This is a genomic window from Verminephrobacter eiseniae EF01-2 (assembly GCF_000015565.1).
Taxonomy (GTDB): Bacteria; Pseudomonadota; Gammaproteobacteria; order Burkholderiales; family Burkholderiaceae_C; genus Acidovorax; species Acidovorax eiseniae.
Genome location: NC_008786.1, coordinates 3,522,501 through 3,545,512, shown reverse-complemented (window position 1 = coordinate 3,545,512; position 23,012 = coordinate 3,522,501). Strand labels below are relative to the sequence as shown.

Annotated in this window: 19 protein-coding genes (1 of these 19 only partly in view); 16 read left to right on the top strand and 3 right to left on the bottom strand. The window is 66.8% G+C overall.

Features of this window, described 5'->3' with window-relative positions:
• Positions 1 to 55: 55 nt before the first annotated feature.
• Positions 56 to 2,143: an acetoacetate--CoA ligase gene (locus VEIS_RS15465; RefSeq protein WP_011810902.1), complete on the top strand. Its 2,088-nt coding sequence runs from the start codon at positions 56 to 58 to the stop codon at positions 2,141 to 2,143.
• A 215-nt stretch (positions 2,144 to 2,358) separates the two neighbouring features.
• The gene (locus VEIS_RS15460) at positions 2,359 to 3,522 is read left to right on the top strand and encodes an alpha-hydroxy acid oxidase (protein ID WP_041950087.1); all 1,164 of its coding nucleotides are present in this window, start codon (positions 2,359 to 2,361) and stop codon (positions 3,520 to 3,522) included.
• 26 nt (positions 3,523 to 3,548) lie between these two features.
• Here VEIS_RS15460 and VEIS_RS15455 read toward each other — a convergent pair whose 3' ends face one another.
• Positions 3,549 to 6,311 (bottom strand): DNA topoisomerase III, encoded by a 2,763-nt coding sequence (locus VEIS_RS15455; RefSeq protein ID WP_011810900.1) that lies wholly within the window; start codon positions 6,309 to 6,311, stop codon positions 3,549 to 3,551.
• Between the two features lie 121 nt (positions 6,312 to 6,432).
• Here VEIS_RS15455 and VEIS_RS15450 point away from each other — a divergent pair, with 121 nt between their 5' ends.
• From VEIS_RS15450 to VEIS_RS15440, 3 genes are read left to right on the top strand one after another with little or no spacing between them, the layout of a single operon-like run.
• On the top strand, positions 6,433 to 7,011 hold the full coding sequence (locus VEIS_RS15450) for an SET domain-containing protein (RefSeq protein ID WP_041950086.1): 579 nt from the start codon (positions 6,433 to 6,435) through the stop codon (positions 7,009 to 7,011).
• Positions 7,008 to 7,919 carry a biotin--[acetyl-CoA-carboxylase] ligase gene (locus VEIS_RS15445; RefSeq protein WP_011810898.1) on the top strand — a complete coding sequence of 304 codons (912 nt, stop codon included), beginning with the start codon at positions 7,008 to 7,010 and terminating at the stop codon, positions 7,917 to 7,919. The genes VEIS_RS15450 and VEIS_RS15445 overlap by 4 nt, the downstream gene beginning before the upstream one ends.
• A 25-nt stretch (positions 7,920 to 7,944) precedes the next feature.
• Positions 7,945 to 8,631: an SPOR domain-containing protein gene (locus VEIS_RS15440; protein WP_011810897.1), complete on the top strand. Its 687-nt coding sequence runs from the start codon at positions 7,945 to 7,947 to the stop codon at positions 8,629 to 8,631.
• 200 nt (positions 8,632 to 8,831) lie between these two features.
• On the opposite strand, the gene VEIS_RS15435 is transcribed toward VEIS_RS15440, so the two are convergent.
• Together VEIS_RS15435 and VEIS_RS15430 are read right to left on the bottom strand one after the other, a co-directional pair.
• Positions 8,832 to 9,320, bottom strand: coding sequence for a dihydrofolate reductase (locus tag VEIS_RS15435; protein ID WP_011810896.1), 489 nt, complete (start codon positions 9,318 to 9,320; stop codon positions 8,832 to 8,834).
• Between the two features lie 7 nt (positions 9,321 to 9,327).
• Positions 9,328 to 10,224 carry a thymidylate synthase gene (locus tag VEIS_RS15430; protein ID WP_011810895.1) on the bottom strand — a complete coding sequence of 299 codons (897 nt, stop codon included), beginning with the start codon at positions 10,222 to 10,224 and terminating at the stop codon, positions 9,328 to 9,330.
• A 472-nt stretch (positions 10,225 to 10,696) separates the two neighbouring features.
• Here VEIS_RS15430 and VEIS_RS15425 point away from each other — a divergent pair, with 472 nt between their 5' ends.
• The 11 genes from VEIS_RS15425 to VEIS_RS15380 form a co-directional block, all read left to right on the top strand.
• On the top strand, positions 10,697 to 12,028 hold the full coding sequence (locus VEIS_RS15425; RefSeq protein ID WP_011810894.1) for an ABC transporter substrate-binding protein: 1,332 nt from the start codon (positions 10,697 to 10,699) through the stop codon (positions 12,026 to 12,028).
• A 32-nt stretch (positions 12,029 to 12,060) separates the two neighbouring features.
• On the top strand, positions 12,061 to 12,237 hold the full coding sequence (locus tag VEIS_RS28870; RefSeq protein WP_157048540.1) for a hypothetical protein: 177 nt from the start codon (positions 12,061 to 12,063) through the stop codon (positions 12,235 to 12,237).
• Positions 12,238 to 12,267: 30 nt separating this feature from the next.
• The gene (locus VEIS_RS15420; RefSeq protein ID WP_011810893.1) at positions 12,268 to 13,128 is read left to right on the top strand and encodes a carbohydrate ABC transporter permease; all 861 of its coding nucleotides are present in this window, start codon (positions 12,268 to 12,270) and stop codon (positions 13,126 to 13,128) included.
• Between the two features lie 8 nt (positions 13,129 to 13,136).
• Positions 13,137 to 13,979: a carbohydrate ABC transporter permease gene (locus VEIS_RS15415; RefSeq protein ID WP_011810892.1), complete on the top strand. Its 843-nt coding sequence runs from the start codon at positions 13,137 to 13,139 to the stop codon at positions 13,977 to 13,979.
• A gap of 59 nt (positions 13,980 to 14,038) precedes the next feature.
• Positions 14,039 to 15,115, top strand: a complete 1,077-nt coding sequence (locus VEIS_RS15410; protein ID WP_011810891.1) for an ABC transporter ATP-binding protein — start codon at positions 14,039 to 14,041, stop codon at positions 15,113 to 15,115.
• Between the two features lie 28 nt (positions 15,116 to 15,143).
• Positions 15,144 to 16,550: a D-arabinitol 4-dehydrogenase gene (gene dalD, locus VEIS_RS15405; protein ID WP_011810890.1), complete on the top strand. Its 1,407-nt coding sequence runs from the start codon at positions 15,144 to 15,146 to the stop codon at positions 16,548 to 16,550.
• 5 nt (positions 16,551 to 16,555) lie between these two features.
• Positions 16,556 to 17,356, top strand: coding sequence for an L-iditol 2-dehydrogenase (locus tag VEIS_RS15400; RefSeq protein WP_041950915.1), 801 nt, complete (start codon positions 16,556 to 16,558; stop codon positions 17,354 to 17,356).
• A 12-nt stretch (positions 17,357 to 17,368) separates the two neighbouring features.
• The gene (locus VEIS_RS15395; RefSeq protein WP_011810888.1) at positions 17,369 to 18,295 is read left to right on the top strand and encodes a helix-turn-helix domain-containing protein; all 927 of its coding nucleotides are present in this window, start codon (positions 17,369 to 17,371) and stop codon (positions 18,293 to 18,295) included.
• Between the two features lie 112 nt (positions 18,296 to 18,407).
• Complete coding sequence (gene xylB / locus VEIS_RS15390; protein WP_011810887.1) at positions 18,408 to 19,988, top strand: xylulokinase; 1,581 nt, start codon at positions 18,408 to 18,410, stop codon at positions 19,986 to 19,988.
• A 383-nt stretch (positions 19,989 to 20,371) separates the two neighbouring features.
• A complete protein-coding gene (locus VEIS_RS15385) occupies positions 20,372 to 21,520 on the top strand; it encodes an ATP phosphoribosyltransferase regulatory subunit (protein ID WP_011810886.1) in 1,149 nt (382 codons plus the stop codon).
• A gap of 133 nt (positions 21,521 to 21,653) precedes the next feature.
• Positions 21,654 to 23,012 carry the 5' portion of an adenylosuccinate synthase gene (locus tag VEIS_RS15380; RefSeq protein ID WP_011810885.1) on the top strand. The gene runs 18 nt beyond the window's last position, so the window shows 1,359 of its 1,377 coding nt (coding positions 1-1,359); its start codon is at positions 21,654 to 21,656; the stop codon falls past the right edge of the window.

Sequence of the window (23,012 nt, the reverse complement as noted above, 5' to 3'; positions counted from 1 at the left end):
ATTCGGAAACGACCCGGTATGGCCGGCACGCGCATGCTGGTACGCTCGCGGCACCATGGAGACAACCCCGGACACCCCCGCCTTCATCCCCCAGATCCGCCTGTACCAGGACTGGTTGCGCGACCGGCGCGGCCTGCGCTTTGACAGCTACGACGCGCTGTGGCGCTGGTCGACCACCGAGCTTGATGCGTTCTGGCAAAGCATATGGGATTACTTCGATTTGCAGTCGCCCACGCCCCATAGCGCCGTGCTGGCCAGCAACCGCATGCCGGGCGCGCAATGGTTTCCCGGTGCGCAGGTCAACTACGCGCGCCAGGCGCTGCGGCATGTGGCTGCGGCGCATGCCAGCGGCCAGCCGGCCATCATCAGCCGCAATGAAAAAGGCCGGCACCGGGAACTGTCCTGGCCCGAACTGCAGCGCCAGGTGGCCGCGCTGGCCCTGCACCTGCAAGCCCAGGGCGTGCAGCCGGGCGACCGCGTGGCCGCCTACCTGCCGAATGTGCCCGAGGCCATGATCGCCTGTCTGGCCACCGCCAGCATCGGCGGCGTGTGGAGCATCTGCGCGCCCGACATGGGCACCCATGCGGTGCTCGACCGTTTCCGTCAGATCCGCCCCAAGGTGCTGATCGGCGTCGATGGCGTGACCTACGGCGGCCGCGACCACGACCGCCGCAGCGTGCTGACCGAACTGCGCGCAGCCCTGCCGAGCGTGCAGCATGCGCTGCTGCTGAACGACCTGGACACCCGTGCTGCGCTGACAGGATGGGCCGATTGGCGCCGCGCCTGCGCCCGCGACGATGCGCAAACCGCCGGTTTCGAGCCACTGTGGCTGCCGTTCGACCACCCGCTGTGGATCGTCTACTCCAGCGGCACCACGGGCCTGCCCAAGCCCATCGTGCACGGCCATGGCGGCATGTTGCTGGTGGCGCTATCGCTCAAGGTGCTGCACAACGACATCGGCTCCAGCTACGAGCCCAACAGTTGGGGCGAGCGCTACCACTGGTACAGCTCCACCGGCTGGGTGATGTGGAATGCGCAACTCAGCGGGCTGCTCTCGGGCACCAGTTGCGTGATCTACGACGGCAACCCCGGCGGCAGCAAGGAGCGCCCCGACTGGGGCCTGCTCTGGCGCTTTGCGGCCGACCTGGGCGTGACCTTCTTTGGCGCCGGAGCGGCCTTCTTTGGCAACTGCATGAAGGCCGGGCTGCAACTGAAAGACTGCGGCGATCTGCGCCGCATCCGCGCGCTGGGCAGCACCGGCTCGCCGCTGCCGCCCGAGGTGCAGGAATGGGGCACGGCGCAGTTCCGGGCGCTGGGCAGGCCGGACATCTGGTGGAACAACATCTCGGGCGGCACCGACTTTTGCGGCTCGTTCATCGGCGGCCACCGCGAAATGCGCCAGGTGCCGGGACAGATGCAATGCCGCATGTTGGGCGCGGCCGTGCAGGCATGGAACGCCCAGGGGCAGTCCGTGGTGGACGAGGTGGGCGAGTTGGTGTGCGCGCAGCCGATCCCGTCGATGCCGCTGTACCTGTGGGGCGACCAGGACGGAGCGCGCTACCGGTCGAGCTACTTCGACATGTACCCGCCCGGGCATGGCCGCCAACCCGGCGGCGGCAACGCAGATGCCGCGATGGGCGCCGTCTGGCGCCATGGCGACTGGCTCAAGATCGGCGCCGACGGGGGCTGCATCATCTACGGCCGCTCGGACGCCACCATCAACCGCCATGGCCTGCGCATGGGCACGAGCGAGATCTACAGCGCCGTGGAGGCCCTGCCGGAGGTGCTCGACAGCCTGGTGGTGGACCTGGAATACCTGGGCCGCGAAAGCTACCTGCCGCTGTTCGTGGTGCTGCGCCCCGGCGTGGCGCTCGACGCGGCACTGCGCGCGCGCATCAACGGCGCGGTGCGCACGGCGCTCAGCCCGCGTTTCGTGCCCGACGACATCTTTGCCGTGGCCGAGGTGCCGCGCACGCTGAGCGGCAAAAAGCAGGAACTGCCCATCAAGAAACTGCTGCTCGGCCAGCCCCTGGAGAAGGTGCTCAACCGGGACGCGATGGCCAACCCCGGTTGCCTGGCCTGGTACCAGGCATTTGCCGCCGAGCGGGCCGGCAAGCAGCAAGACACAGGGCCGGCGGCGTAAAACAGGCGCTCGCCGATGCAGCCCAGGCCCCGCGTTGCGGTGCTCGCCGTATTCATCGCATTCGCCGCATTCGCCGCATTCGCCGTATTCGTCGCATTGGCCAGGCCAGGGATCGAAGGCGGACGGCAAAACCGATGCCCATCACCCGCCACCCGCCCCCCGCCCACGCGCCAGGGTCTACCATTGGGCATCTTCCCCATCCCCGGAGAGCCAGCGTGCCCCCACTGTCGAAAATCACCTGCATCGAAGACCTGCGCCTGGTGGCCGCGCGCCGCGTGCCGCGCATGTTTTATGACTATGCCGACTCGGGCTCGTACACCGAGGGCACTTACCGTGCCAACGAGGCCGACTTTCAGGCCATCAAGCTACGCCAGCGCGTGGCCGTGAACATGGAGGGCCGCAGCACCCGCACGACCATGGTGGGGCAGGATGTGGCCATGCCGGTGGCGATTGCGCCCACCGGGCTGACCGGCATGCAGCATGCCGACGGCGAGATTCTGGGCGCCAAGGCGGCCAAGGCTTTTGGCATCCCCTTTACGCTGTCCACGATGAGCATCTGCTCCATCGAAGACATTGCCGAGCACACGGGGCGCCACCCGTTCTGGTTTCAGGTGTATGTGATGCGCGACCGCGATTTCATCGAGCGCCTGATCGACCGCGCCAAGGCGGCCAACTGCTCGGCGTTGCAACTCACGCTCGACTTGCAAATCCTCGGCCAGCGCCACAAGGACATCAAAAACGGCCTGTCGGCGCCGCCACGGCCCAGCCTGGCCAACCTGATCGACCTGGCCACCAAGCCGCGCTGGTGCTGGGGCATGCTGGGCACGCCGCGCCGCAGCTTCGGCAACATCGTGGGCCATGCCAAGGATGTGGGCGATCTGTCCTCGCTGTCCGCGTGGACGGCCGAGCAGTTCGACCCCCGGCTGCACTGGGGCGATGTCGAGTGGATCAAAAAGCGCTGGGGTGGCAAGCTGATCCTCAAGGGCATCATGGACGCCGAAGACGCGCGCCTGGCGGTGAACAGCGGCGCCGACGCGCTGATCGTCAGCAACCACGGCGGCCGCCAACTCGACGGCGCACCCTCGTCGATCGCCGCCCTGCCCGGCATTGCCGCTGCCGCAGGCAAGGCCATCGAGGTCTGGATGGACGGCGGCATCCGCAGCGGGCAGGACGTGCTCAAGGCCCGCGCCCTGGGCGCGCAGGGCACGCTGATCGGGCGCAGTTTTCTCTACGGCCTGGGCGCCTTCGGCCAGGCCGGCGTGACCCGCGCGCTGGAGATCATCCACAAGGAACTGGATATCACGATGGCGTTTTGCGGCCTCACCGACATCAACCGGGTGGACGCATCCATCCTGCTGCCGGGCACTTATCCGACCTGAAGTCCGGCCTGAATCCCCGGCCCGGTCTACGCGGCCTTGCGCGGGGGCTTTGCGGCGGCGGCCTTGACTTTGGCCGCAACGCGCTTGACAGGGGCTTTTTTGGCGGCCACGGCCCTGTCTGCCTTGAGCGCACTGCCGGCCCTGCCCGCATGACCGGCATGACCCACATGAGCGGACGTTTTCGCCGCAGCGGCGACGGGCTGGCGTGGCGGGAACTTGCTCGGCGCAAATTCAAAGTTGACCTTGCCTGCGGCCGGGTCCCAGACCAGATGGGCCTTGAACGCGCGGCGCGTGCGCATGCTGACGAACTTGTCGAGCAGGTCGGTCTTGCCGGTGGCCAGCAGCTTTTGCATCTGCTCGCGCTCCACCGGTTGTTGCAGGATGACCCTGCCGCTCTTGAAGCTGCAACTGGGCGCGGGCTGCGCGGCCGTGGGCACGGACTTGCTGCACAGGTAGTTGTTGCCATGCTCGTGCACCCCGGCGCCGCACAGCGGGCAAGGGCCTAGCGCGGCGTCCTTGAACTCCACCAGTGCGCCCGATTCCTCGGCGTTCTTCCTGTCATCGCCAAAGTCGAATTCGAGCTTGTAGTTGTGCGTCTGCTCGTCGTAGCGGATGACGATCTCGGAACTGAAGGGCCAGCCGGCCTTGGAGCGAAAGCCCTCCAGCGGGCCGATCTTGCGCTCGCGCAGCAGGGTCTCGGCCTCGGCAGTTTCAAAGGTGCGGCCGGCGGGCGACTTGCCAAAGCTGAAGCCGCAAGGCGATGCGCCGTCCTTGCCGGCGCAGGCATAGCGGCGGTAGTTTTCCTTGACCACGCCGGCGCAGTTCGGGCAAGGCGCTTGCAGCGTGGCGTAGTCGCCGGGGATGGTGTCGCGGTCGTATTCCCGGGCTTTTGTCACCATGCGCTCGGTCATCGCCGCGATGTCGGCCATGAAGGCCGCGCGGCTGAGCTGGCCCTTTTCCATTTGCGCGAGCTTGAACTCCCACTCGCCAGTCAGGTCGGCGCGGCACAGTTCCTCGACCTGCAGCCCGCGCAGCAGCAGCATGAGTTGAAAGGCTTTGGCCGTGGGGATGATCTCGCGGCCTTCGCGCAGCATGTACTTTTCCGTCAGCAGTCCTTCGATGATGGCCGCGCGCGTGGCGGGCGTGCCCAGGCCCTTTGCCTGCATGGCCTCGCGCAATTCGTCGTCGTCGAGCTGCTTGCCGGCGCTCTCCATCGCGCCCAGCAGCGTGGCTTCGGAGTAGCGGGCGGGCGGCTTGGTCTTGAAGCCCCGGGGGTCGGCCTGCAAGGTGAGCACCCGTTCGCCGGGCTGCACCGGCACCAGGTTTTGGCCCTTGTCGCCCTCCTTGCCGCCCTCCACCTCGTCGGCCGCTTCCTTGCCGTAGACGGCCAGCCAGCCGGTCTTGACCAGCACCTTGCCTTCGGTCTTGAAGCGGTGCACGGCTGCGGCCCCCCCGTTCGGCGCCACGCTCACCGTGCTGATGCGCGTGGTCACGGTGTATTCCGCGTTCGGGAAGAAAACCGCGATGAAGCGGCGCACCACCAGGTCGTACAGCCTTTGCTCGGCGTCGTTGAGGCCGCCGGGCGCTTGCAGCGTGGGGATGATGGCAAAGTGATCGCTGACCTTGCTGCTGTCGAAAATGCGCCTGGACATGCGCACATAGCCGTTGTTCAGCGCCGTGAGCGCGTGCGGCGCCAGGTGGCGCATGGCGCTGCCGGCGAGCATCTCGAAAGTCTGGCGCGCCACCGGCAGATAGTCTTCGGGCAGCGCGCGCGAATCGGTGCGCGGATAGGTCAGGGCCTTGTGGCGCTCGTACAGGCTTTGCGCCAGCGCCAAGGTGGTCTTGGCCGAGAAGCCGAACTTGCCGTTGGCCTCGCGCTGCAAACTGGTCAGGTCAAACAGCGGCGGCGCGGCCTGCGTGCTCGGCTTGCTCTCTTCGCTGACGCTGGCCGGCTGGTCGCGCACGGCCTGGGCAATCGCCTGGGCCTCGGCGACAGACCACAGGCGCTCGGCCCGGGCCTCGGCATCATCGCTTTTCTTCCATTGGGGGTTGAACCATTTGCCGGGGTATGGGCCGGCTGCGGCGCCAAACAGGGCGTGCACTTCCCAGTAGTCGCGGCTGACGAATTGGCGGATTTTTTCCTCGCGCTCGACCACCAGCGACAGCGTGGGCGTTTGCACCCGGCCCACGGTGGTCAAGAAGAAACCGCCATCGCGCGAGTTGAACGCCGTCATCGCGCGGGTGCCGTTGATGCCCACCAGCCAGTCGGCCTCGGAGCGGCTGCGCGCCGCGCTGGCCAGGCCCTGCATCTGCTGCTCGGGGCGCAACGCGGCAAAGCCGTCGCGAATCGCCTGCGGCGTCATCGACTGCAGCCACAGGCGCTCGACCGGCTTGCCCAGGGGCTTGTCGCCGCCGGCGTACTGCTCGATCAGGCGAAAAATCAACTCCCCCTCGCGGCCCGCGTCGCAGGCGTTGATCAGCGCGCCCACGTCCCGGCGCCTGGCCTGCTTGACCACTGCATTGAGGCGGCCCTTGGTCTTGTCCACGGGCTTGAGGTCAAAGTACGGCGGAATCACCGGCAGGTGCGCAAAACTCCACTTGCCGCGCTTGACCTCAAACTGCTCGGGCGCCTGAATTTCCACCAGGTGGCCGACAGCGCTGGTGACGACATAGCGCTCGTTCTCGAAGTGGTCCTCATGCTTGTCGAACTTGCCCGCCACGGGGGTCAGTGCGCGCACGATGTCCTGCGCCACCGAAGGCTTTTCTGCAATTACCAGGGTCTTGGTCATGTGGGTGGTTCTCTCGCCAGTCGTACTGTGCGTCCGGGCACGGCCCGGGCGCTTTTACAATTCGGATCCTCGCGCATACGCGCGCGCATGCGTGCATCCCCAAGTTAACAGAGTTTTTGCCATGCCCCGCCATGTTCCGCCCAGCGCCCCTGCCGCCATAGCCCCCAGCACCAGCACCGGCCGCCGCATCCAGACCCGGCGCTCGGGCGTGCATGGCAAGGGCGTTTTTGCCGTGCAAGACATCGCCGCAGGCCACGTGCTGCTGGAGTACACCGGCCAGGTCATCGATTGGCAGCAGGCGCAGCAGCGCCACCCGCATGACCCCATGCAACCCCGGCACACCTTTTATTTTCACGTCGATGACGAGCATGTGATCGACGCCAAGTTCGGCGGCAACTCCTCGCGCTGGATCAACCACAGTTGCCATCCGAACTGCTATGCCGACGAGCGCGAGGGCCGCATTTTCATCACGGCGCTGCGCAATATCAAGGCCGGCGAAGAACTCAGTTACGACTACGGCCTGACCGTCGAGGAGCGCTACACCCCCCGGCTCAAGGCCGAGTACCCCTGCTGGTGCGGCAGCCCGAACTGCCGTGGCACCCTGCTGGCCCCCAAGCGCGGCTGGGCGCCACCACTGCCGCCGCCCGCCGCCACGGCCCCGGGCCCTGCCGAGCCACCCCAACGAGGCCGCAACCGGTGACCGCCCCCGCACATGACAGCCAAGGCTGGCCCACCGAAGCGCTGCGGGAAGCGCTGTCACCACTATTACCAGGCTTTACCGTCCAAGTGCTGCCCAGCATCGACTCGACCAACAGCGAACTCATGCGCCGCGCGCGCGCCGGCCCATGCGCCCCCACGCTGCTGGTGACCGAGCAGCAAACCGCCGGGCGCGGGCGCATGGGACGCACATGGCACAGCGGCCCGGACAGCACGGCAGGCGCGGCGGTGACGGGCAAAGCGGCAAACGCCAGCGCCATCGACTCCTTGATGCTGTCCCTGGGGCTGCCGCTGGCGCCCAAGGACTGGTCGGGCCTGTCACTGGCCGTTGGCGTGAGCGTGGCCGAAAGCCTGCAACCCATGCTGCCCTCCGGGGGCCAGACCGCCCGCCTGCGGCTCAAATGGCCCAACGACCTGTGGCTCGACGACGCAGCCGGCGAGCGCAAGCTCGGCGGCATCCTGGTAGAGACCGCCAGCTTCGTCGCGCCCCGGGGGCCATCGCGCACCGCCTCGCCCGGCGCCGCCGGCACTGCCCGCTATGTGGTGATCGGCATCGGCATCAACCTGCTGCCGCGCCGCGCCGCAGGACTGAGCATGCCGCCCGGCAGCCTGCAAGAGTTGGAACCCGGATTGCAAGCCCCCGCCGCATTGCTGCGCATCGTGCCGCCACTGGTGACCATGCTGCAATCGTTCGAGGGCTACGGCTTTGCGCCCATGCAGGCGCGCTACGCAGCCCGCGACCTGCTGCAAGGCCGCGCCGTCACACTGAGCGACGGCCGCAGCGGCACCGCATATGGCGTGGCGGAAGACGGCGCGCTGCTGGTACAAACGGCCAGCGGCATGCAGGCCATCACCAGCGCCGACATCAGCGTGCGGCTGGTGTGCGAGTGAATCGCCGACCCCAGGGCCCAACACCATGCTGCGTCTTGCCGTGATCTTGCTGCTGCTGGCCAACGCCGGCTACCGGGCCTGGTCGCAGGGCCTGCTGCGCCCCTGGGGTCTGGCCCCCGAAGCGCAGACCGAGCCCCAGCGCATGCACCAGCAGATCCGCCCCGAGACGCTGCAAATCCTGCCACCCGGCCCTGGCACGACCGCCCCGACCCCCACCGCGCAGCCGGTGGCCGCCAGCACCGCCTCGGGCCAGACCCCCGACGCCAGCGCCGAATGCCTGCGCGCCGGCGTATTCGACGAGCAACAGGCCGACGCCCTGCGCACCGCCGCCGCCGGCCTGCCCTCGGGCAGTTGGACGCTGGAGCCTTCCCTCATGCCCGGCCGCTGGATGGTCTACATGGGGCGCTTCGACGACCAAGACGCACTGGACAAGAAACGCACCGAACTGCGCGCGCGCAAGGTCGACTTCGACCGCGCCGGCGGCCCATGGGAACCGGGCCTGTCACTGGGCCGCTTCTCATCGGAAGAGGCGGCCCGGCGCGAACTGCAAAACCTGTCCAGCAAGGGCGTGCGCTCCGCCCGCGTCATCCGGGAGCGCCCCGAATCCATTGGCTACACATTGCGCCTGCCCGCCGTGACCGACGCGCTGCGCCCACAGCTTGCCGCCTTGCGCAGCGCGCTGGCGGGCAAGACATGGCGCAACTGCGATTGAGTTCGGGCCGCTGCCGCGCGGCGGCATTTCAATGCAGGCCACGGCCGTTATTGGGCCGCTTGGGCCGCTTGGGCACACCTGCCCCATCGGCTGAATCTCTCAGATGATTGAAGGGGGTGGTGCGTTCGGGCAGAGCATCGCGCCCATGTCCAGTGCCCTCGCCACGGTGGCCACAGGGGCCCTGTGCTGGCAGGAGGTGGTCAGCCCGCGCGCGCATAGCGCACAAAACTGAAAGCCAGCCCGTGCTGATCGGGCTGGCGGCTGCGCCGGATCTCGACCCACTCGGCACCCAGTGTGGGCGCGTGGGCATCGCCGTCGAAGTCTTGGTTGATCTCGGTCACCTCGACGCAGTCGGCCAGAGGCAGGGCTTGGGCATACAGTTGCGCGCCGCCGATCACCCAGGCGGTCTGGCGGGCATCGCAGAGCGCCAGGGCTTGCTCCAGGCTGGCTGCGCGCCGGGCGCCGTCGGCATGCCAGTCGCTTTGGCGCGTCACCACGATGTTGCTGCGGCCCGGCAGCGGGCGAAAGCGCGCGGGCAGCGAGTCCCAGGTCTTGCGGCCCATGATCACGCTGCAACCCTGGGTGAGTTGCCTGAAATGCGCCATGTCCTGCGGCAGATGCCAGGGCAGGCGGCCGTCCTTGCCGATGACGCCGTTGGCCGCGCGGGCGTAGATCAGGTGCAGCGGCATGACCCGGTCAGACCGCCACGGGCGCCTTGATCGCGGGGTGGCATCGGTAGTCCAGCACCTCGAAATCTTCGTAGCGGTAGTCGAAGATGCTGTCGGGCCGGCGCCTGATGCGCAACTGCGGGTAGGGGTAGGGGCTGCGCGCCAGTTGGGTCTGCACCTGAGCGTGGTGGTTGTCGTAGATATGGCAGTCGCCACCGGTCCAGATGAACTCACCCACGTCCAACTCGCATTGCTGGGCCACCATATGGGTCAGCAGCGCGTAGCTGGCGATGTTGAAGGGCAGGCCCAGGAAGATGTCGGCGCTGCGCTGGTAGAGCTGGCAACTGAGCGTGCCGCGCCCGCCCGGCGTCTGCGCCGGGGCCACGTAGAACTGAAAGAGTATGTGGCAGGGCTGCAAGGCCATTTTGTCGAGTTCGGCCACGTTCCAGGCGCTGACGATGATGCGGCGCGAGTCGGGGTTGGTCTTGAGCGTGGCGATGACCGAACCGATCTGGTCGATATGCCCGCCATCGGGTCGGGGCCAACTGCGCCATTGCACGCCGTACACCGGGCCCAGATCGCCGTCTGCGCGCGCCCATTCGTCCCAAATGCTGACACCGCGCTGCTGCAGCCAGCGGTTGTTGCCCGAGCCGGCGAGGAACCACAGCAGTTCTTCGATGATGGATTTGAGGTGCACTCTCTTCGTGGTGACCAGCGGAAAGCCCCCGCGCAGATCAAAGCGCATCTGGTGGCCGAACAGGCTTTTGGTGCCGGTGCCGGTGCGGTCCGACTTGTGCACGCCATGCCTGAATACATGGCGCATCAAGTCCTCGTACGGGGTGGGGGGAAAGAGCGCCTCAGGCCGATCGCGCCCGGGGCTGTCGCACTGGGTGCTCGCAGGGCGGGCAAGGGCGGACTGGTTCATGGAGCAAAAGGGCCGATCGCAGGGCAAGGAGGGGGATTGGCACGAGGCCGATCGCCGGATTCTATGCGCCCCGGTGCGCGCTGCGGACAGCGTGCGAGCGCGCGAGCGCGCGCTGTCCGCGCATGCGCGCGCGATCCCGTGCGTGCCCGCGCCATGGGGCAGCGCTCGATGGGCATGGCGCATGAAATATGCCGCAGGTGCAAGAAACACATTTGCTTTACGCTCTGTTTTCAATAGCTCATCGATGGCTACCCGATGGCGTTGCGCCGGATGCAATGGGCTTGCATCGGAGCGCTTCCATGCAGATATCCAATTGATCGGTCTAGGTATAAATCCCGGGTACCTGGTGCAAACAAGTATCTATTGGTGCTGTTTGAGTACCAATCGGGCATGTCAGCATCGGTATCGTTCGGGCAGTCCATCGATGCCCGGCGTCGAGCGGCAGATTCCATACCCCCAAGGAGACATTCCGATGCCCTATCCCTTCCGTGCTGTCGCAGTTTGCCGACGGGCTTGGGTCACCGCCCTGGGCTTGTCGCTGTGCGCTGGCGCCAGCGCGCAGACCGAGTTGGTCATTGCCACCGTGAACAACGGCCACATGATCGAGATGCAAAAGCTCGGCAAGCACTTCGAGCAGGCCCACCCTGACATCCGGCTCAAGTGGGTCACGCTGGAGGAGGGTGTGCTGCGCCAGCGCGTGACGACCGATATCGCCACCAAGGGCGGCCAGTTCGATGTGATGACCATTGGCATGTATGAGACGCCGATCTGGGGCAAGAAGGGCTGGCTGCAGGCGTTGAAGACCGACGCCGCCTACGATGCCGACGATCTGTTGCCCGCGATACGCCAGGGCCTGTCGGTCGACGGCAAGCTGTTCGCGGCCCCGTTCTACGGCGAAAGCTCGATGCTGATGTACCGCAAGGACTTGGCCGACAAGGTGGGGGTGCAGGTGCCCGAGCGTCCGACCTGGCCGCAGATCAAGGATTTGGCGGCCAAGATCCACGACCCCAAAAACGGCGTGTACGGCATCTGCCTGCGCGGCAAGCCGGGCTGGGGCGACAACATGGCTTTTCTGAGCACGCTGGTGAACACCTTCGGCGGCCAATGGTTCGACATGCAGTGGAAGCCGCAGCTTCAGTCCAAGCCCTGGCAGGAGGCCATCCACTTTTATGTCGATCTGCTCAAGCACCATGGCCCGCCCGGCTCGTCGGCGAACAGTTTCAACGAGCTCCTGGCGCTGACCAATTCCGGTAAATGCGGCATTTGGATCGACGCCACCATTGCCGCCTCGTTCGTCAGCGATGCCAGGCAGTCGAAGGTGGCCGGGCAAATGGCTTTTGCCCAGGCGCCGACGATGCACACGCCCAAGGGCGCGAACTGGCTGTGGTCGTGGAATCTGGCGATTCCGGCAGGTTCCCGGAAGGTGGACGCGGCGCAGAAGTTCATCACCTGGTCGACCAGCAAGGACTATGTGCAACTGGTGGCCAAAACCAATGGCTGGGCCAATGTGCCCACCGGCACGCGCCGGAGCACCTATGCCAATGCCGAGTTCCAGAAGGCGGCCCGTTTTGCGGCCGCAGAAAAGATGGCCATCGATTCGGCCAACCCCACGGACGCGACGCTGCCCCAAAGTCCCTATATCGGCGTGCAGTTTGCCGCCATTCCTGAATTCCAGGCCATCGGCATCGCTGTGGGCCAGCAGATGAGCGCGGCGCTGGCTGGCAAGAGCACGGTCGAGGCGGCCCTGAAGGCCAGCCAGACCCTGGCCGAGCGTGAGATGAAGAAGGCGGGCTACTACCGGTGATCCGACGAACCCGTGACCGGTGCCGATGCCTAGTGTCGCGTCACCGATCAGATGTCGTAGGCTGCGCGCAGCCATCGGAACGCAGCGCAAGGCGCATCGCGCAGCCAATACCGAGCGTATTGGCAAGCGATGCAACGCCGCGATGCGCTTCGATGGCCAGCGCAGACCGACAGATGATCGGTGACGCGACACTAGTCACCGGCCCCTGATTGCCGTCCTGTCCGAAAAGATACCTCGCCATGAACCGTTTGCTTGCCCGCTTGCTGCTGATACCGGCGATGGTCCCGCTGCTGCTGTGGATGATCGTGCCGCTGGTGATGACGATTTACTTCTCGTTCATCCGCTACAACCTGCTGCAGCCTGAGCAGTCCGGCTTCGTGGGGTTGGAGAACTTCGAGTATTTCGTGACCGATCCATCGTTCGGCGCGGCCGTGCTGAACACGGTGCTGTTGCTCGGCAGCGTGATCATCATCACCGTGCTGCTGGGCGTGGCGCTGGCGCTGTTGACCGATGCGCCATTTCCGGGGCGGTCTTTGGTGCGGCTGCTGCTGATCGCGCCCTTTTTCGTGATGCCCACGGTCAATGCCCTGCTCTGGAAGCACATGATGATGAACCCCATCTACGGGGTGCTGGCGCAGGTCTGGCTGTTCTTTGGCGCGCAGCCGGTGGATTGGCTCACCGACTACCCGCTGCTGTCCGTGATCATCATGGTGGCCTGGCAATGGCTGCCGTTTGCCACGCTGATCTTCATGACCGCGCTGCAGGGCATGAACCACGAGCAGCTCGAAGCCGCGCGCATGGATGGCGCCAACTACCTGCAGCAACTGCGCTACCTGTACATGCCGCATCTGGCGCGCTCGATGGCGGTGGTGGTGATGATCGAGATGATTTTCCTGCTCGGCATCTTTGCCGAGATCAGCACCACCACCAACGGCGGCCCGGGCGATGCGAGCACCAACGTGACGTTTTTGATCTTCAAGCAGGCCCTGCTCAACTTCGATGCCGGCGTGGCCTCGGCCGGCGCGCTGTTCGCGGTGCTGCTGGCCAACGTCGCTGCCTGGTTCCTGATCCGCATGGTGGGCAAAAACCTCGACCGATGAGTTGCACCATGACTGTCACCCGACGCCGTTCCTCCCCTCCCCTGGGCCCGCTGGCCCTGCGCACCGCAGCAGCCTGGGCGGCTGCGCTGCTGCTGTTCTTCCCGCTGGGCTGGCTGCTGCTCACGGCCTTCAAGACCGAGTTGCAGGCGATCTCGGTGCCGCCGCTGCTGTGGTTCACGCCGACGCTGGAAAATTTCCTTGAAGTGCAAGAGCGCAGCGACTACCTGCTGTACGCCGGCAACTCGGTCATCACCAGCGTGCTGTCGACGCTGCTGGGCCTGCTGCTGGCCGCCCCTGCGGCCTACGCAATGGCTTTCTTCAAGGGCCGCTACACCAAGGACATCCTGATGTGGATGCTCTCGACCAAGATGATGCCCGCCGTGGGCGCTCTGGTGCCGATCTATGTGCTGGCCCAAAAGAGCCAGTTGCTCGATACCCGGCTGGCGCTGATCATCGTGTTTACGCTGTCCAACCTGCCGATCATGGTCTGGATGCTGTATTCGCACTTCAAGGACATTCCGCACGAGATTCTGGAGGCTGCCCGCATGGACGGCGCCACGCTGTGGCAGGAAGTGCGCCTGGTGCTGCTGCCGCTGGGCATGGGCGGGCTGGCGTCCACGGGCCTGTTGTGCCTGGTGCTGGCCTGGAACGAGGCTTTCTGGAGCCTGAACCTCAGCGCCGCCAAGGCCGGCACGCTGGCCACGCTGATCGCCTCGTACTCCAGCCCCGAGGGGCTGTTCTGGGCCAAGCTGTCTGCCGCCTCGCTGATGGCCATCGCGCCCATCGTGGTGTTTGGCTGGTTCAGCCAAAAGCAGTTGGTCCAGGGCCTGACCTTTGGCGCCGTCAAGTAGCAGCCCGTTGCCGACCACCCTCCCCTGCCCCGTCGTTACCCACCCAGGAAGCACCCGCCATGGCCTATCTGCAATTGCGCGGTATCGAAAAATTCTTCGGCGAGCATCACGCCATCAAGGGCATCGATCTGAGCATCGCGCAAGGCGAATTCATCGTCTTCGTCGGCCCCTCGGGCTGCGGCAAATCCACCTTGCTGCGCCTGATCGCCGGGCTCGAGCGCGTCGACGGCGGCACGCTGCTGCTCGATGGCAGCGACATCACCGACCGGCCCTCCAGCCGGCGCGACCTGGCGATGGTGTTCCAGAGCTATGCGCTGTACCCGCACATGAGCGTGTACCAGAACATGAGCTTTGCGCTGCAACTGGCCAAAGCCGATCCGGCCATCATCCGCACCAAGGTCGAGCGCGCCGCCGCCATCCTGAACCTGGGCAGCTACCTGCAGCGCCGGCCCCGGGAACTCTCGGGCGGGCAGCGCCAGCGGGTGGCCATCGGCCGCGCCATCGTGCGTGCGCCCAAGGTGTTCCTGTTCGACGAGCCGCTGTCCAACCTCGACGCAGCGCTGCGCGGCCAGACCCGCGTGGAGATCGCCAAGCTGCACCGCGACCTGGGCGCCACCACCATCTACGTCACGCACGACCAGGTCGAGGCCATGACGCTGGCCGACCGCGTGGTGGTGCTGCGCGACGGGCAGATCGAACAGGTCGGCACGCCGCTGACGCTGTACGACCAGCCCGCCAACCGGTTCGTCGCGCAGTTCATCGGCACGCCGCAGATGAACATGCTGCCTTACGAGCAACTGCCCCCCGTCATGCAGCAGCAATGCCCGGCGGCGGCCGTGGGGGGCGCGGTCGGGCTGCGGCCCGAATGCCTGGCGGTGCATCCGGCCGGGCATCCGGGGGGCGCCTTCGGACAGGGCGCTGCTGCGCTCGGCGGCCAGGTGGAACTGATAGAAGCGCTGGGCGCCGAGACGCTGATCTACCTGCGCACCGCACAGGGCGCCCAGGTGGTGGCACGCCAGAGCGAGCGCACGGCGCTGCAGCCGGGCCACCCGGTGGCGCTGGACATCGCCATCGGGCAGGCCCACTGGTTTGACAGCACCGGGCGCGTGGTGCCAGCGGCGCGCCATGCGCATTGACCTTCCTGCCACCCTTGCCTGGACTGCCATGACCACTGACATTCACCCCTTGACCATCCTGCACCTCGGGCTGGGCTCTTTTCACCGCGCGCACCAGGCGCTGTATCTGCACCGACTGCACGCGCTGGGCGAGCGTCGCTGGGTGCTGGCCGGCGGCAACCTGCGCCCCGACATGCAAGACAGCATCGCCGCACTGCAGGCCCAACATGGCGCTTACACGCTGGAGACGGTCAGTGCCCGGGGCGAGCGCAGCTACACCTGGGTCGAATCCATCCGCACGGTGCTGCCCTACACCCCGGATCTGGCCGGACTGGTGGCCCTGGCAGTACAGCCGGGCACGCGCATCATCTCGTTCACCGTGACCGAGGCCGGCTACTACCTGGACAGCCGCCATCAACTCAACTGGGCCGGCGCCCCCGACCTGCACAACGACCTGCAGGCGCTGCGCCACGGTGGCGCCGGCAGCACCATCTATGGCGCGCTCACCACCTTGCTGCGCGCGCGCAGCAAGGCTGGCGCAGGGGCCGTGACGCTGCTCAACTGCGACAACCTGCGCCACAACGGCGAGCGCGCGCGCAGCGGCCTGCTGCAATTCGTGAACGCGCTGGGTGACACCGCGCTGGCCGCATGGATCGCCGCCCACACCAGCAGCCCCAACGCCATGGTCGACCGCATCACCCCCCGGCCCACCCCCGAGGTGGTAGAGCGCGTGCGCCAGGCCACGGGCCGCAACGACCCGGCGGCGCTGATGGGCGAGAGTTTCATCCAATGGGTCATCGAAGACCGTTTTGCCAATGGCCGCCCGGCATGGGAGCGCGTGGGCGTGGAACTGGTCGAATCGGTGGCACCCTACGAAGAAGCCAAGATCCGCCTGCTCAACGCCACGCACAGCGGCATTGCCTGGGCCGGCACGCTGCTGGGCTATCGCTTCATCCATGAAGGCACGCAGCACCCCGCGATCCGCCAGATGATGTTCGACTACGTGACCGACGACACCATCCCGGTGCTCAGCCCCAGCCCACTGGATTTGGCCGCCTACCGCGACGTGGTGCTCGAGCGCTTTGCCAACCCGGCCATCGCCGACACCAACCAGCGCGTGGCGATGGACGGCTTCAGCAAAATCCCCGGCTTTATCGCGCCCACCATCGGCGAGCGGCTGGCACGCGGCCAAGGCATCGCCAGCGTGGCCATGCTGCCGGCGCTGTTCCTGGCCTATCTGCAGCGCTGGCACACGGGGCAGATTCCGTACCCCTACCAAGACCAGGCCATGGACAGCGACGCCGCCCACGCCATCTGCGCGGCAGCCGACCCGGTGGCCGCCTTCGCCGCCAACCGCGTGCTGTGGGGCGATCTGGCGGACGACCCGCGCCTGGCGCAGGCCCTGCACGGCGCCCGGCAGCGCGTGAACCGTTTTACCCAGGAGCACTCCGCATGAGCCCGATGACAACGACGAACCCGCAGCGCCTTCAGGGCAAGCATGCCTTGCTGACCGGCGCTGCCGGCGGCATGGGCCTGGCCGTGGCGCAGGCTTACCTGCAGCAGGGCGCGCGCTGCACCGTGGCCGACCTGGCCGAGCACCCCGCGCCGCCACTGCAGGCCTTGCTCGGGCAGCACCCCGACGCGCTGCAGTACCAGCGCACCGACATCACGCAAACAGACCAGGTGCAAGCCCTGATCAGCGCCGCCGCCAGGCGGTTCGGCCCGGTCAGCACATTGTTCAACAACGCCGCCATCTTCGACATGGCGCCGCTGCTCGAAAGCACCGAGGCCATGTACGACAAGCTCTTTGCCGTCAACGTCAAGGGTGCCTTCTTCGTGATGCAAAAGCTGCTGGCCCATATGCTGGAGCACCGCGTGCAGGGCGGGGCCGTGATCAACATGGCCTCGCAGGCCGGGCGGCGCGGCGAGGCGCTGGTGGCGCATTACTGCGCATCCAAGGCCGCCATCATCAGCTACACGCAAAGCGCGGCCCTGGCCATGGCGCCGCACGGCATTCGCGTCAACGCCATCGCGCCCGGCGTCATCGCCACCCCGATGTGGGAGCAGGTCGACGCATTGTTTGCCAAATACGAAAACCTGCCCCCGGGCGCAAAGAAACGCCAGGTGGGCGCCGCCGTGCCTCTGGGCCGCATGGGCGCGCCCGACGACATCTGCGGCGCAGCAGTGTTCCTGGCCAGCGACGAGGCGCGCTACGTCACCGCACAGACATTGAACGTCGATGGCGGCAACGTGATGTCCTGAGCCGCAGCGCTGATGGCCATGCCCGCCCTGCCACGCCAGACCCGGCCCGAACTGGAGCACGACTACACGCGCTCGACGGAGCTGGGATACGAGCCGCCCGAGGCGGCAGGCTTCATCCGATGCCTGTCGCATGGCTTTCCGACACCGCTGGCGCGCTGGCACTACCACGACGAGTACGAACTGCACCTGATCACGGCCACTTCGGGCAAGGTCTTCGTGGGCGACTGGATCGGGCAGTTCCAGCCCGGCCATCTGGTGCTGACCGGGCCGCGCCTGCCGCACAACTGGATCAGCATGGACCTGCCCGAAGGCGGCGTACCCGAGCGCGACCTGGTCATACAGTTCCAGCACGCCCCGATAGCGGCCAGTTGCGAAACCATCCCCGAACTGCGCGAACTGCTGCCGCTGCTCGAGCGCGCGCGCCACGGCGTCGAATTCTTTGGCCTGCAGGCGCAGGCGGCGCAGCACTGGCAGCGCATCAAGGCGCGCCAGGGGCTGGCCCGGTTTGCCGCGTTCTGCGGCCTCATGAGCGAACTGGCCCACAGCACCGACTTTCGCCTGCTATCGAGCACGCAACTGCAAAGCGAGGACAACGACGCCGAGCTCGACCAGATCAACGCCATCGTCAGCCGCATCACCGACCACCTGGCCGAACCGTTCTCGGCGGCCGACCTGGCGCAGGAACTGGGCATGACCGAGAGCCGCTTCTCGCGCTTTTTTCGCCGCGCCACCGGCAACCGCTTCACCGACTTCGTGAACCTGGTGCGCGTGAACCGTGCCTGCCAACTGCTGATGGAGACGGACCACTACATCACCCGCATCGCCTACGACGTGGGGTTCAACAACATGGCCAATTTCAATCGCCGTTTCCTGAACATCAAGGGCATGACACCCAGCGAATACCGCAAGCAGGGCACAGGCCGCTTCGGGATGAAATGAAACGGCGCCCCGCCCGGGGGCGCCGGCGGCCAGACCCCACACCGGCGGCGCAGCGTCCCAGGCCGGGGGAGCACACCCGCTGCGCGCGCCACGGCAGATGACAGGAAGCACCATGTACCTCGGAATCGATCTGGGCACCTCCGGTGTCAAACTCTTGCTACTCGACGAGCAGCAGCAAGTGCTGGCCACGGCCGACGCCGCCGTGCCGCAGCACCGCCCGCAACCCACCTGGAGCGAACAGCACCCCGCCGACTGGATGGCCGCCGTCGAAAGCGCAGTGGCGCAGCTACGCGCCCAGGCCCCGGCCGCATGGCGCCAGTTGCGGGGCATCGGCCTGTCGGGCCAGATGCACGGCGCCGTGGTGCTGGATGCGCAGGGCCAGGTGCTGCGCCCGGCCATCCTGTGGAACGATGGCCGGGCCAGCGCCGAATGCGCTGCACTGGAGCAAATCGAGCCCGCAGCGCGGCAGATCACCGGCAACCTGGCGATGCCGGGCTTCACCGCCCCCAAGCTGCTGTGGCTGCGCACGCATGAACCGGCGGTCTTCGCACAGATCCGCCGCGTGCTGCTGCCCAAAGACTGGCTGCGCCTGCAACTCACGGGCGATGCGGTGAGCGACCTGTCCGATGCCTCGGGCACGCTGTGGCTGGATGTGGGCGCGCGGGCATGGAGCCAGGCCATGCTGCAGGCCTGTGGCCTGAACCTGTCGCATATGCCGGCGCTGGCCGAAGGCAGTGCGCCCACCGGCGTGCTGCGCGCCGACATCGCACGCCGCTGGGGGCTGGCAACAGGCGTTCCGGCAGGCGTGCAAAAAGGCGTGGTGCTGGCCGCCGGCGCCGGCGACAACGCCGCCAGCGCCGTCGGGGTGGGCGCGCGCATTGCCGGCCAGGGCCTGGTGTCGCTGGGCACCTCGGGCGTGGTGTTTCGCGTCACCGACGCCTTCGCCCCGGCCACCGGGCGCGCCGTGCATGCGTTTGCCCATGCCCTGCCGCAGCGCTGGCACCAGATGTCGGTGATGCTCAGCGCCGCCAGCGCGTTCGGCTGGGTCACGCGCCTGACCGGGCAGCGCGACGAGGCCCGATTGTCCGCTGCCGTAGCGGCAATGGCGCAGGCGCGGCAAGCGCAGGCCCCGCTGTTTTTGCCCTATCTCAGTGGCGAGCGCACGCCCCACAACGACGCGGCAGCCAGCGGCGTCTTCATGGGCCTGCGGGCCGAACATGAGGCCACCGACCTGGCCTACGCGGTGATGGAGGGCGTGTGCTTCGGGCTGATGGATGGCCTGAACGCCATGCGCCTGACCGATACCGGCGGCGCACCGGCCACAGGCCATGCCGCGCAGGCCGGCAATGCCGTGCACGCAGGCCGTGCCGGCGCTGCACCGGCCATGGCCTTGGCCCTGGTCGGCGGCGGAGCCCGCAGCAACCCCTGGGCGCAGTTGCTCGCCAGTGGCCTGGGGTGCGCCCTGCAACGCCCGCAGGGCGCCCACGCTGCGGCAGCCCTGGGCGCGGCCCGCCTGGCTGCGATGGCCTGTGGAGGAGATGAAGCGCAGTGGTGCCAGAGCCTGCCCGCAGACGCCAGCTTTGTCCCGCAGGCCGCACAACAAGCACTGCTGGCCGAACGCTACGCCCGCTTCGTTGCGCTCTATCCGGCGCTGCAATCGCAGTTTGGCAAGTACCCGGTCAACACGGCGTGAAACCGGTTGCCTCACTCGCCCAACACCTCCTGCAAGGCCGTCAACACGGCCGCCAGCATCTTGGCCGACAGCACGCCCGGCCCCTTTGCCAGGCGCAACTCATCGACCGCCATGACCGCCATCAGCAGCGCCTGATCGCCCCGCTCCGCAAGCGCCTGTGCTGCCTGAGCCGCCCCCCGAACGCGCCGTCGCCGCCGGCTTGCGCAGGGCGGTGGCGCCGTTTTCTACCGCGATGTCAGCCGTCTTTGGGCCCTTCAGCCCCACCTGGGCCAAGAGCGACTTGGGGCATGGGCCTCGATGGGGCATCACAGGGCCGCGCCCCGAATCGGAGCGCCCAATGGTGCCGATAGAATCAGGGTTTTAACAGCCGCACCGTTCCGTCCATGTCTGCTTGGGTCCTGCCGGATCACATTGCCGATGTCCTGCCGTCCGAAGCCCGGCACATCGAAGAATTGCGTCGCGGGCTGCTCGATACGGCCCGTTGTTACGGCTATGAGTTGGTCATGCCACCCTTGATGGAGCACCTGGAGTCGCTGCTGACAGGCACCGGCGAGGCGCTCGATCTGCAGACCTTCAAACTGGTCGATCAACTCTCCGGGCGTTCGCTGGGTCTCAGGGCCGATACCACGCCCCAAGTCGCGCGCATCGACGCCCATCTGCTCAATCGCAAAGGGGTCACGCGCCTGTGCTACTGCGGGCCTGTTTTGCATACCCGGCCTGACCGTCCCCATGCCACCCGTGAACCGCTGCAGTTCGGCGCCGAGATCTATGGGCATTCCGGGCTGGAGGCCGATCTCGAAGCCTTGCAATTGGCCAGGGAGTGTTTGCGTGTGGCCGGTGTGCGCGACACCACGATCGATCTGGCGGATATGCGCATCGTTCGCAAACTGCTGGCCGGTGTCGCGCTCAGCCCGCAGCGCTTGAGCCGCATCCATGCCGCGTTGGCGGCCAAGGATGCCGGGGAATTGGCCGCGCTGACCCACTGCTTTGCGGCCGATTCCCGTGCCGCCCTGCTCGCCCTGTTGCAGCTCTATGGCGACGAGGCCGTATTGGCCGAGGCCGAAAAAGCCCTCCAACGGATCGATGGAATATCCCCAGTGCTCGCCAATTTGAGATGGTTGGCGTCCCGCCTGGAAGGCGCCCAGGTGACCTTCGACCTGGCGGATCTGCGCGGCTACGCTTACTACAGCGGTGCGCGTTTTGCGATCTATGCCCGTGGGGCCAGCGATGCACTGGTCCGCGGTGGGCGCTATGACGAAGTGGGCGCGGTGTTTGGCCGCAACCGCCCGGCGGTCGGACTGAGCCTGGACATCAAGCAGGTGGTGGGTGTGGTGCCACCGCAGACATTGAAAGCGGCCATTCGCGCCCCTTGGGGGGAAGCGGCCGATGTGAACGCTGCGATCGCCGAACTGCGTGCCGCAGGGGAAACGGTGGTCTGCGTCTTGCCAGGACATGAGAGCGAAGTCGATGAGTTCCACTGTGACCGTGAACTGGCGCAGGTCTCGGGCCGCTGGGTCGTGCAAGCGGTCTGATTCCATTTCCAAATCGTTCGTGAAAGTGAAGGCGGGGCGCAGACAGTACGAATGCACGGCAAGCGACGCCGACGAAGTGCACGGATGATTTTTAGGAATGCAATGAGTAATCGTCATTTGAATGGGGCTCTGGATGACAGCAACCAAAGGTCGTAACGTGGTGGTGGTCGGTACCCAGTGGGGCGACGAGGGCAAGGGCAAACTGGTCGATTGGCTGACGCAGAGCGCGCAGGGCGTGGTCCGTTTTCAAGGCGGGCACAATGCCGGCCACACCTTGGTGATCAACGGGGTCAAGACGGCGCTGCACCTGATTCCCAGCGGCATCATGCGCCCGGGGGTCAAGTGCTACATCGGCAACGGCGTGGTCCTGTCCGCTGCCAAGCTGTTCGAGGAAATCGAGGGCCTTGAAAAAGCCGGCGTCGAGGTGCGCTCGCGCCTGCGCATCAGCGAGGCCTGCCCCTTGATCCTGCCCTTCCATGCCGCCATCGACATTGCGCGGGAAGCGGCCCGCGAACAAGGCGGGGCCGAGAAAATCGGCACCACCGGGCGTGGCATCGGCCCCGCCTACGAAGACAAGATCGCGCGGCGTGCGCTGCGCGTGCAGGACTTGAAACACCCCGAGCGGTTTGCCGCCCGATTGCGTGAACTGCTCGACCTGCACAACCATCTGCTGACCACCTATCTGGGTTCTGCGACCTTCGTTTTTGATGCTGCACTCAAGCCCTACATCGAAGCGGGCAAGGTGCAGTTCGACGTGGTCCATGCCGAGGCCATGCGCCATGCAGAACTGCTCAAACCCATGATGGCCGACGTATCGCGGGAGTTGAATGAAGCCCACCGCGCCGGAATCAATCTGCTGTTCGAAGGCGCGCAAGGCACCTTGCTCGATGTCGATCACGGCACCTACCCCTATGTCACTTCGAGCAACTGCGTCGCCGGCAACGCGGCAGCCGGATCGGGGGTGGGGCCGGGCATGCTGCACTACATCCTGGGCATCACCAAAGCCTACTGCACCAGAGTGGGTGGCGGACCATTCCCGACGGAACTCGATTGGCAAGTGCCAGGCACGCCTGGCTACCACATGAGCCTGGTCGGCGCCGAAAAAGGCGTGACCACGGGCCGCAGCCGCCGCTGTGGCTGGTTCGATGCGGCCTTGCTCAAACGCAGCGCACAGGTCAACGGCCTGTCCGGTCTTTGCATCACCAAGCTCGATGTGCTCGATGGCCTGGCCGAACTGCGGCTGTGCACCGGCTACGAACTCGATGGCGCGCGCATCGATTTGCCGCCCATGGGGGCCGAAGACATCATCCGATGCCGGCCGATCTACGAAACGCTGCCGGGCTGGAGCGAGTCCACGGTCGGCGTGACGGACTATGCGAAATTGCCGCAGAACGCACGCCGCTATCTGGAGCGCATCGAGCAGGTGACAGGGGTTCCGATCGACCTGATCTCCACCAGCCCGGACCGCGATCACACCATCATGATGCGCCAC

Coding starts and splice junctions, on each gene's coding strand:
- VEIS_RS15465 (WP_011810902.1), top strand. CDS start 56: ATGGAGACAACCCCGGACACCCCCGCCTTCATCCCCCAGATCCGCCTG.
- VEIS_RS15455 (WP_011810900.1), bottom strand. CDS start 6,311: ATGACCAAGACCCTGGTAATTGCAGAAAAGCCTTCGGTGGCGCAGGAC.
- VEIS_RS15450 (WP_041950086.1), top strand. CDS start 6,433: ATGCCCCGCCATGTTCCGCCCAGCGCCCCTGCCGCCATAGCCCCCAGC.
- VEIS_RS15440 (WP_011810897.1), top strand. CDS start 7,945: ATGCTGCGTCTTGCCGTGATCTTGCTGCTGCTGGCCAACGCCGGCTAC.
- VEIS_RS15435 (WP_011810896.1), bottom strand. CDS start 9,320: ATGCCGCTGCACCTGATCTACGCCCGCGCGGCCAACGGCGTCATCGGC.
- VEIS_RS15430 (WP_011810895.1), bottom strand. CDS start 10,224: ATGAACCAGTCCGCCCTTGCCCGCCCTGCGAGCACCCAGTGCGACAGC.
- VEIS_RS15425 (WP_011810894.1), top strand. CDS start 10,697: ATGCCCTATCCCTTCCGTGCTGTCGCAGTTTGCCGACGGGCTTGGGTC.
- VEIS_RS15420 (WP_011810893.1), top strand. CDS start 12,268: ATGAACCGTTTGCTTGCCCGCTTGCTGCTGATACCGGCGATGGTCCCG.
- VEIS_RS15415 (WP_011810892.1), top strand. CDS start 13,137: ATGACTGTCACCCGACGCCGTTCCTCCCCTCCCCTGGGCCCGCTGGCC.
- VEIS_RS15410 (WP_011810891.1), top strand. CDS start 14,039: ATGGCCTATCTGCAATTGCGCGGTATCGAAAAATTCTTCGGCGAGCAT.
- dalD (WP_011810890.1), top strand. CDS start 15,144: ATGACCACTGACATTCACCCCTTGACCATCCTGCACCTCGGGCTGGGC.
- VEIS_RS15400 (WP_041950915.1), top strand. CDS start 16,556: ATGACAACGACGAACCCGCAGCGCCTTCAGGGCAAGCATGCCTTGCTG.
- VEIS_RS15395 (WP_011810888.1), top strand. CDS start 17,369: ATGGCCATGCCCGCCCTGCCACGCCAGACCCGGCCCGAACTGGAGCAC.
- xylB (WP_011810887.1), top strand. CDS start 18,408: ATGTACCTCGGAATCGATCTGGGCACCTCCGGTGTCAAACTCTTGCTA.
- VEIS_RS15385 (WP_011810886.1), top strand. CDS start 20,372: ATGTCTGCTTGGGTCCTGCCGGATCACATTGCCGATGTCCTGCCGTCC.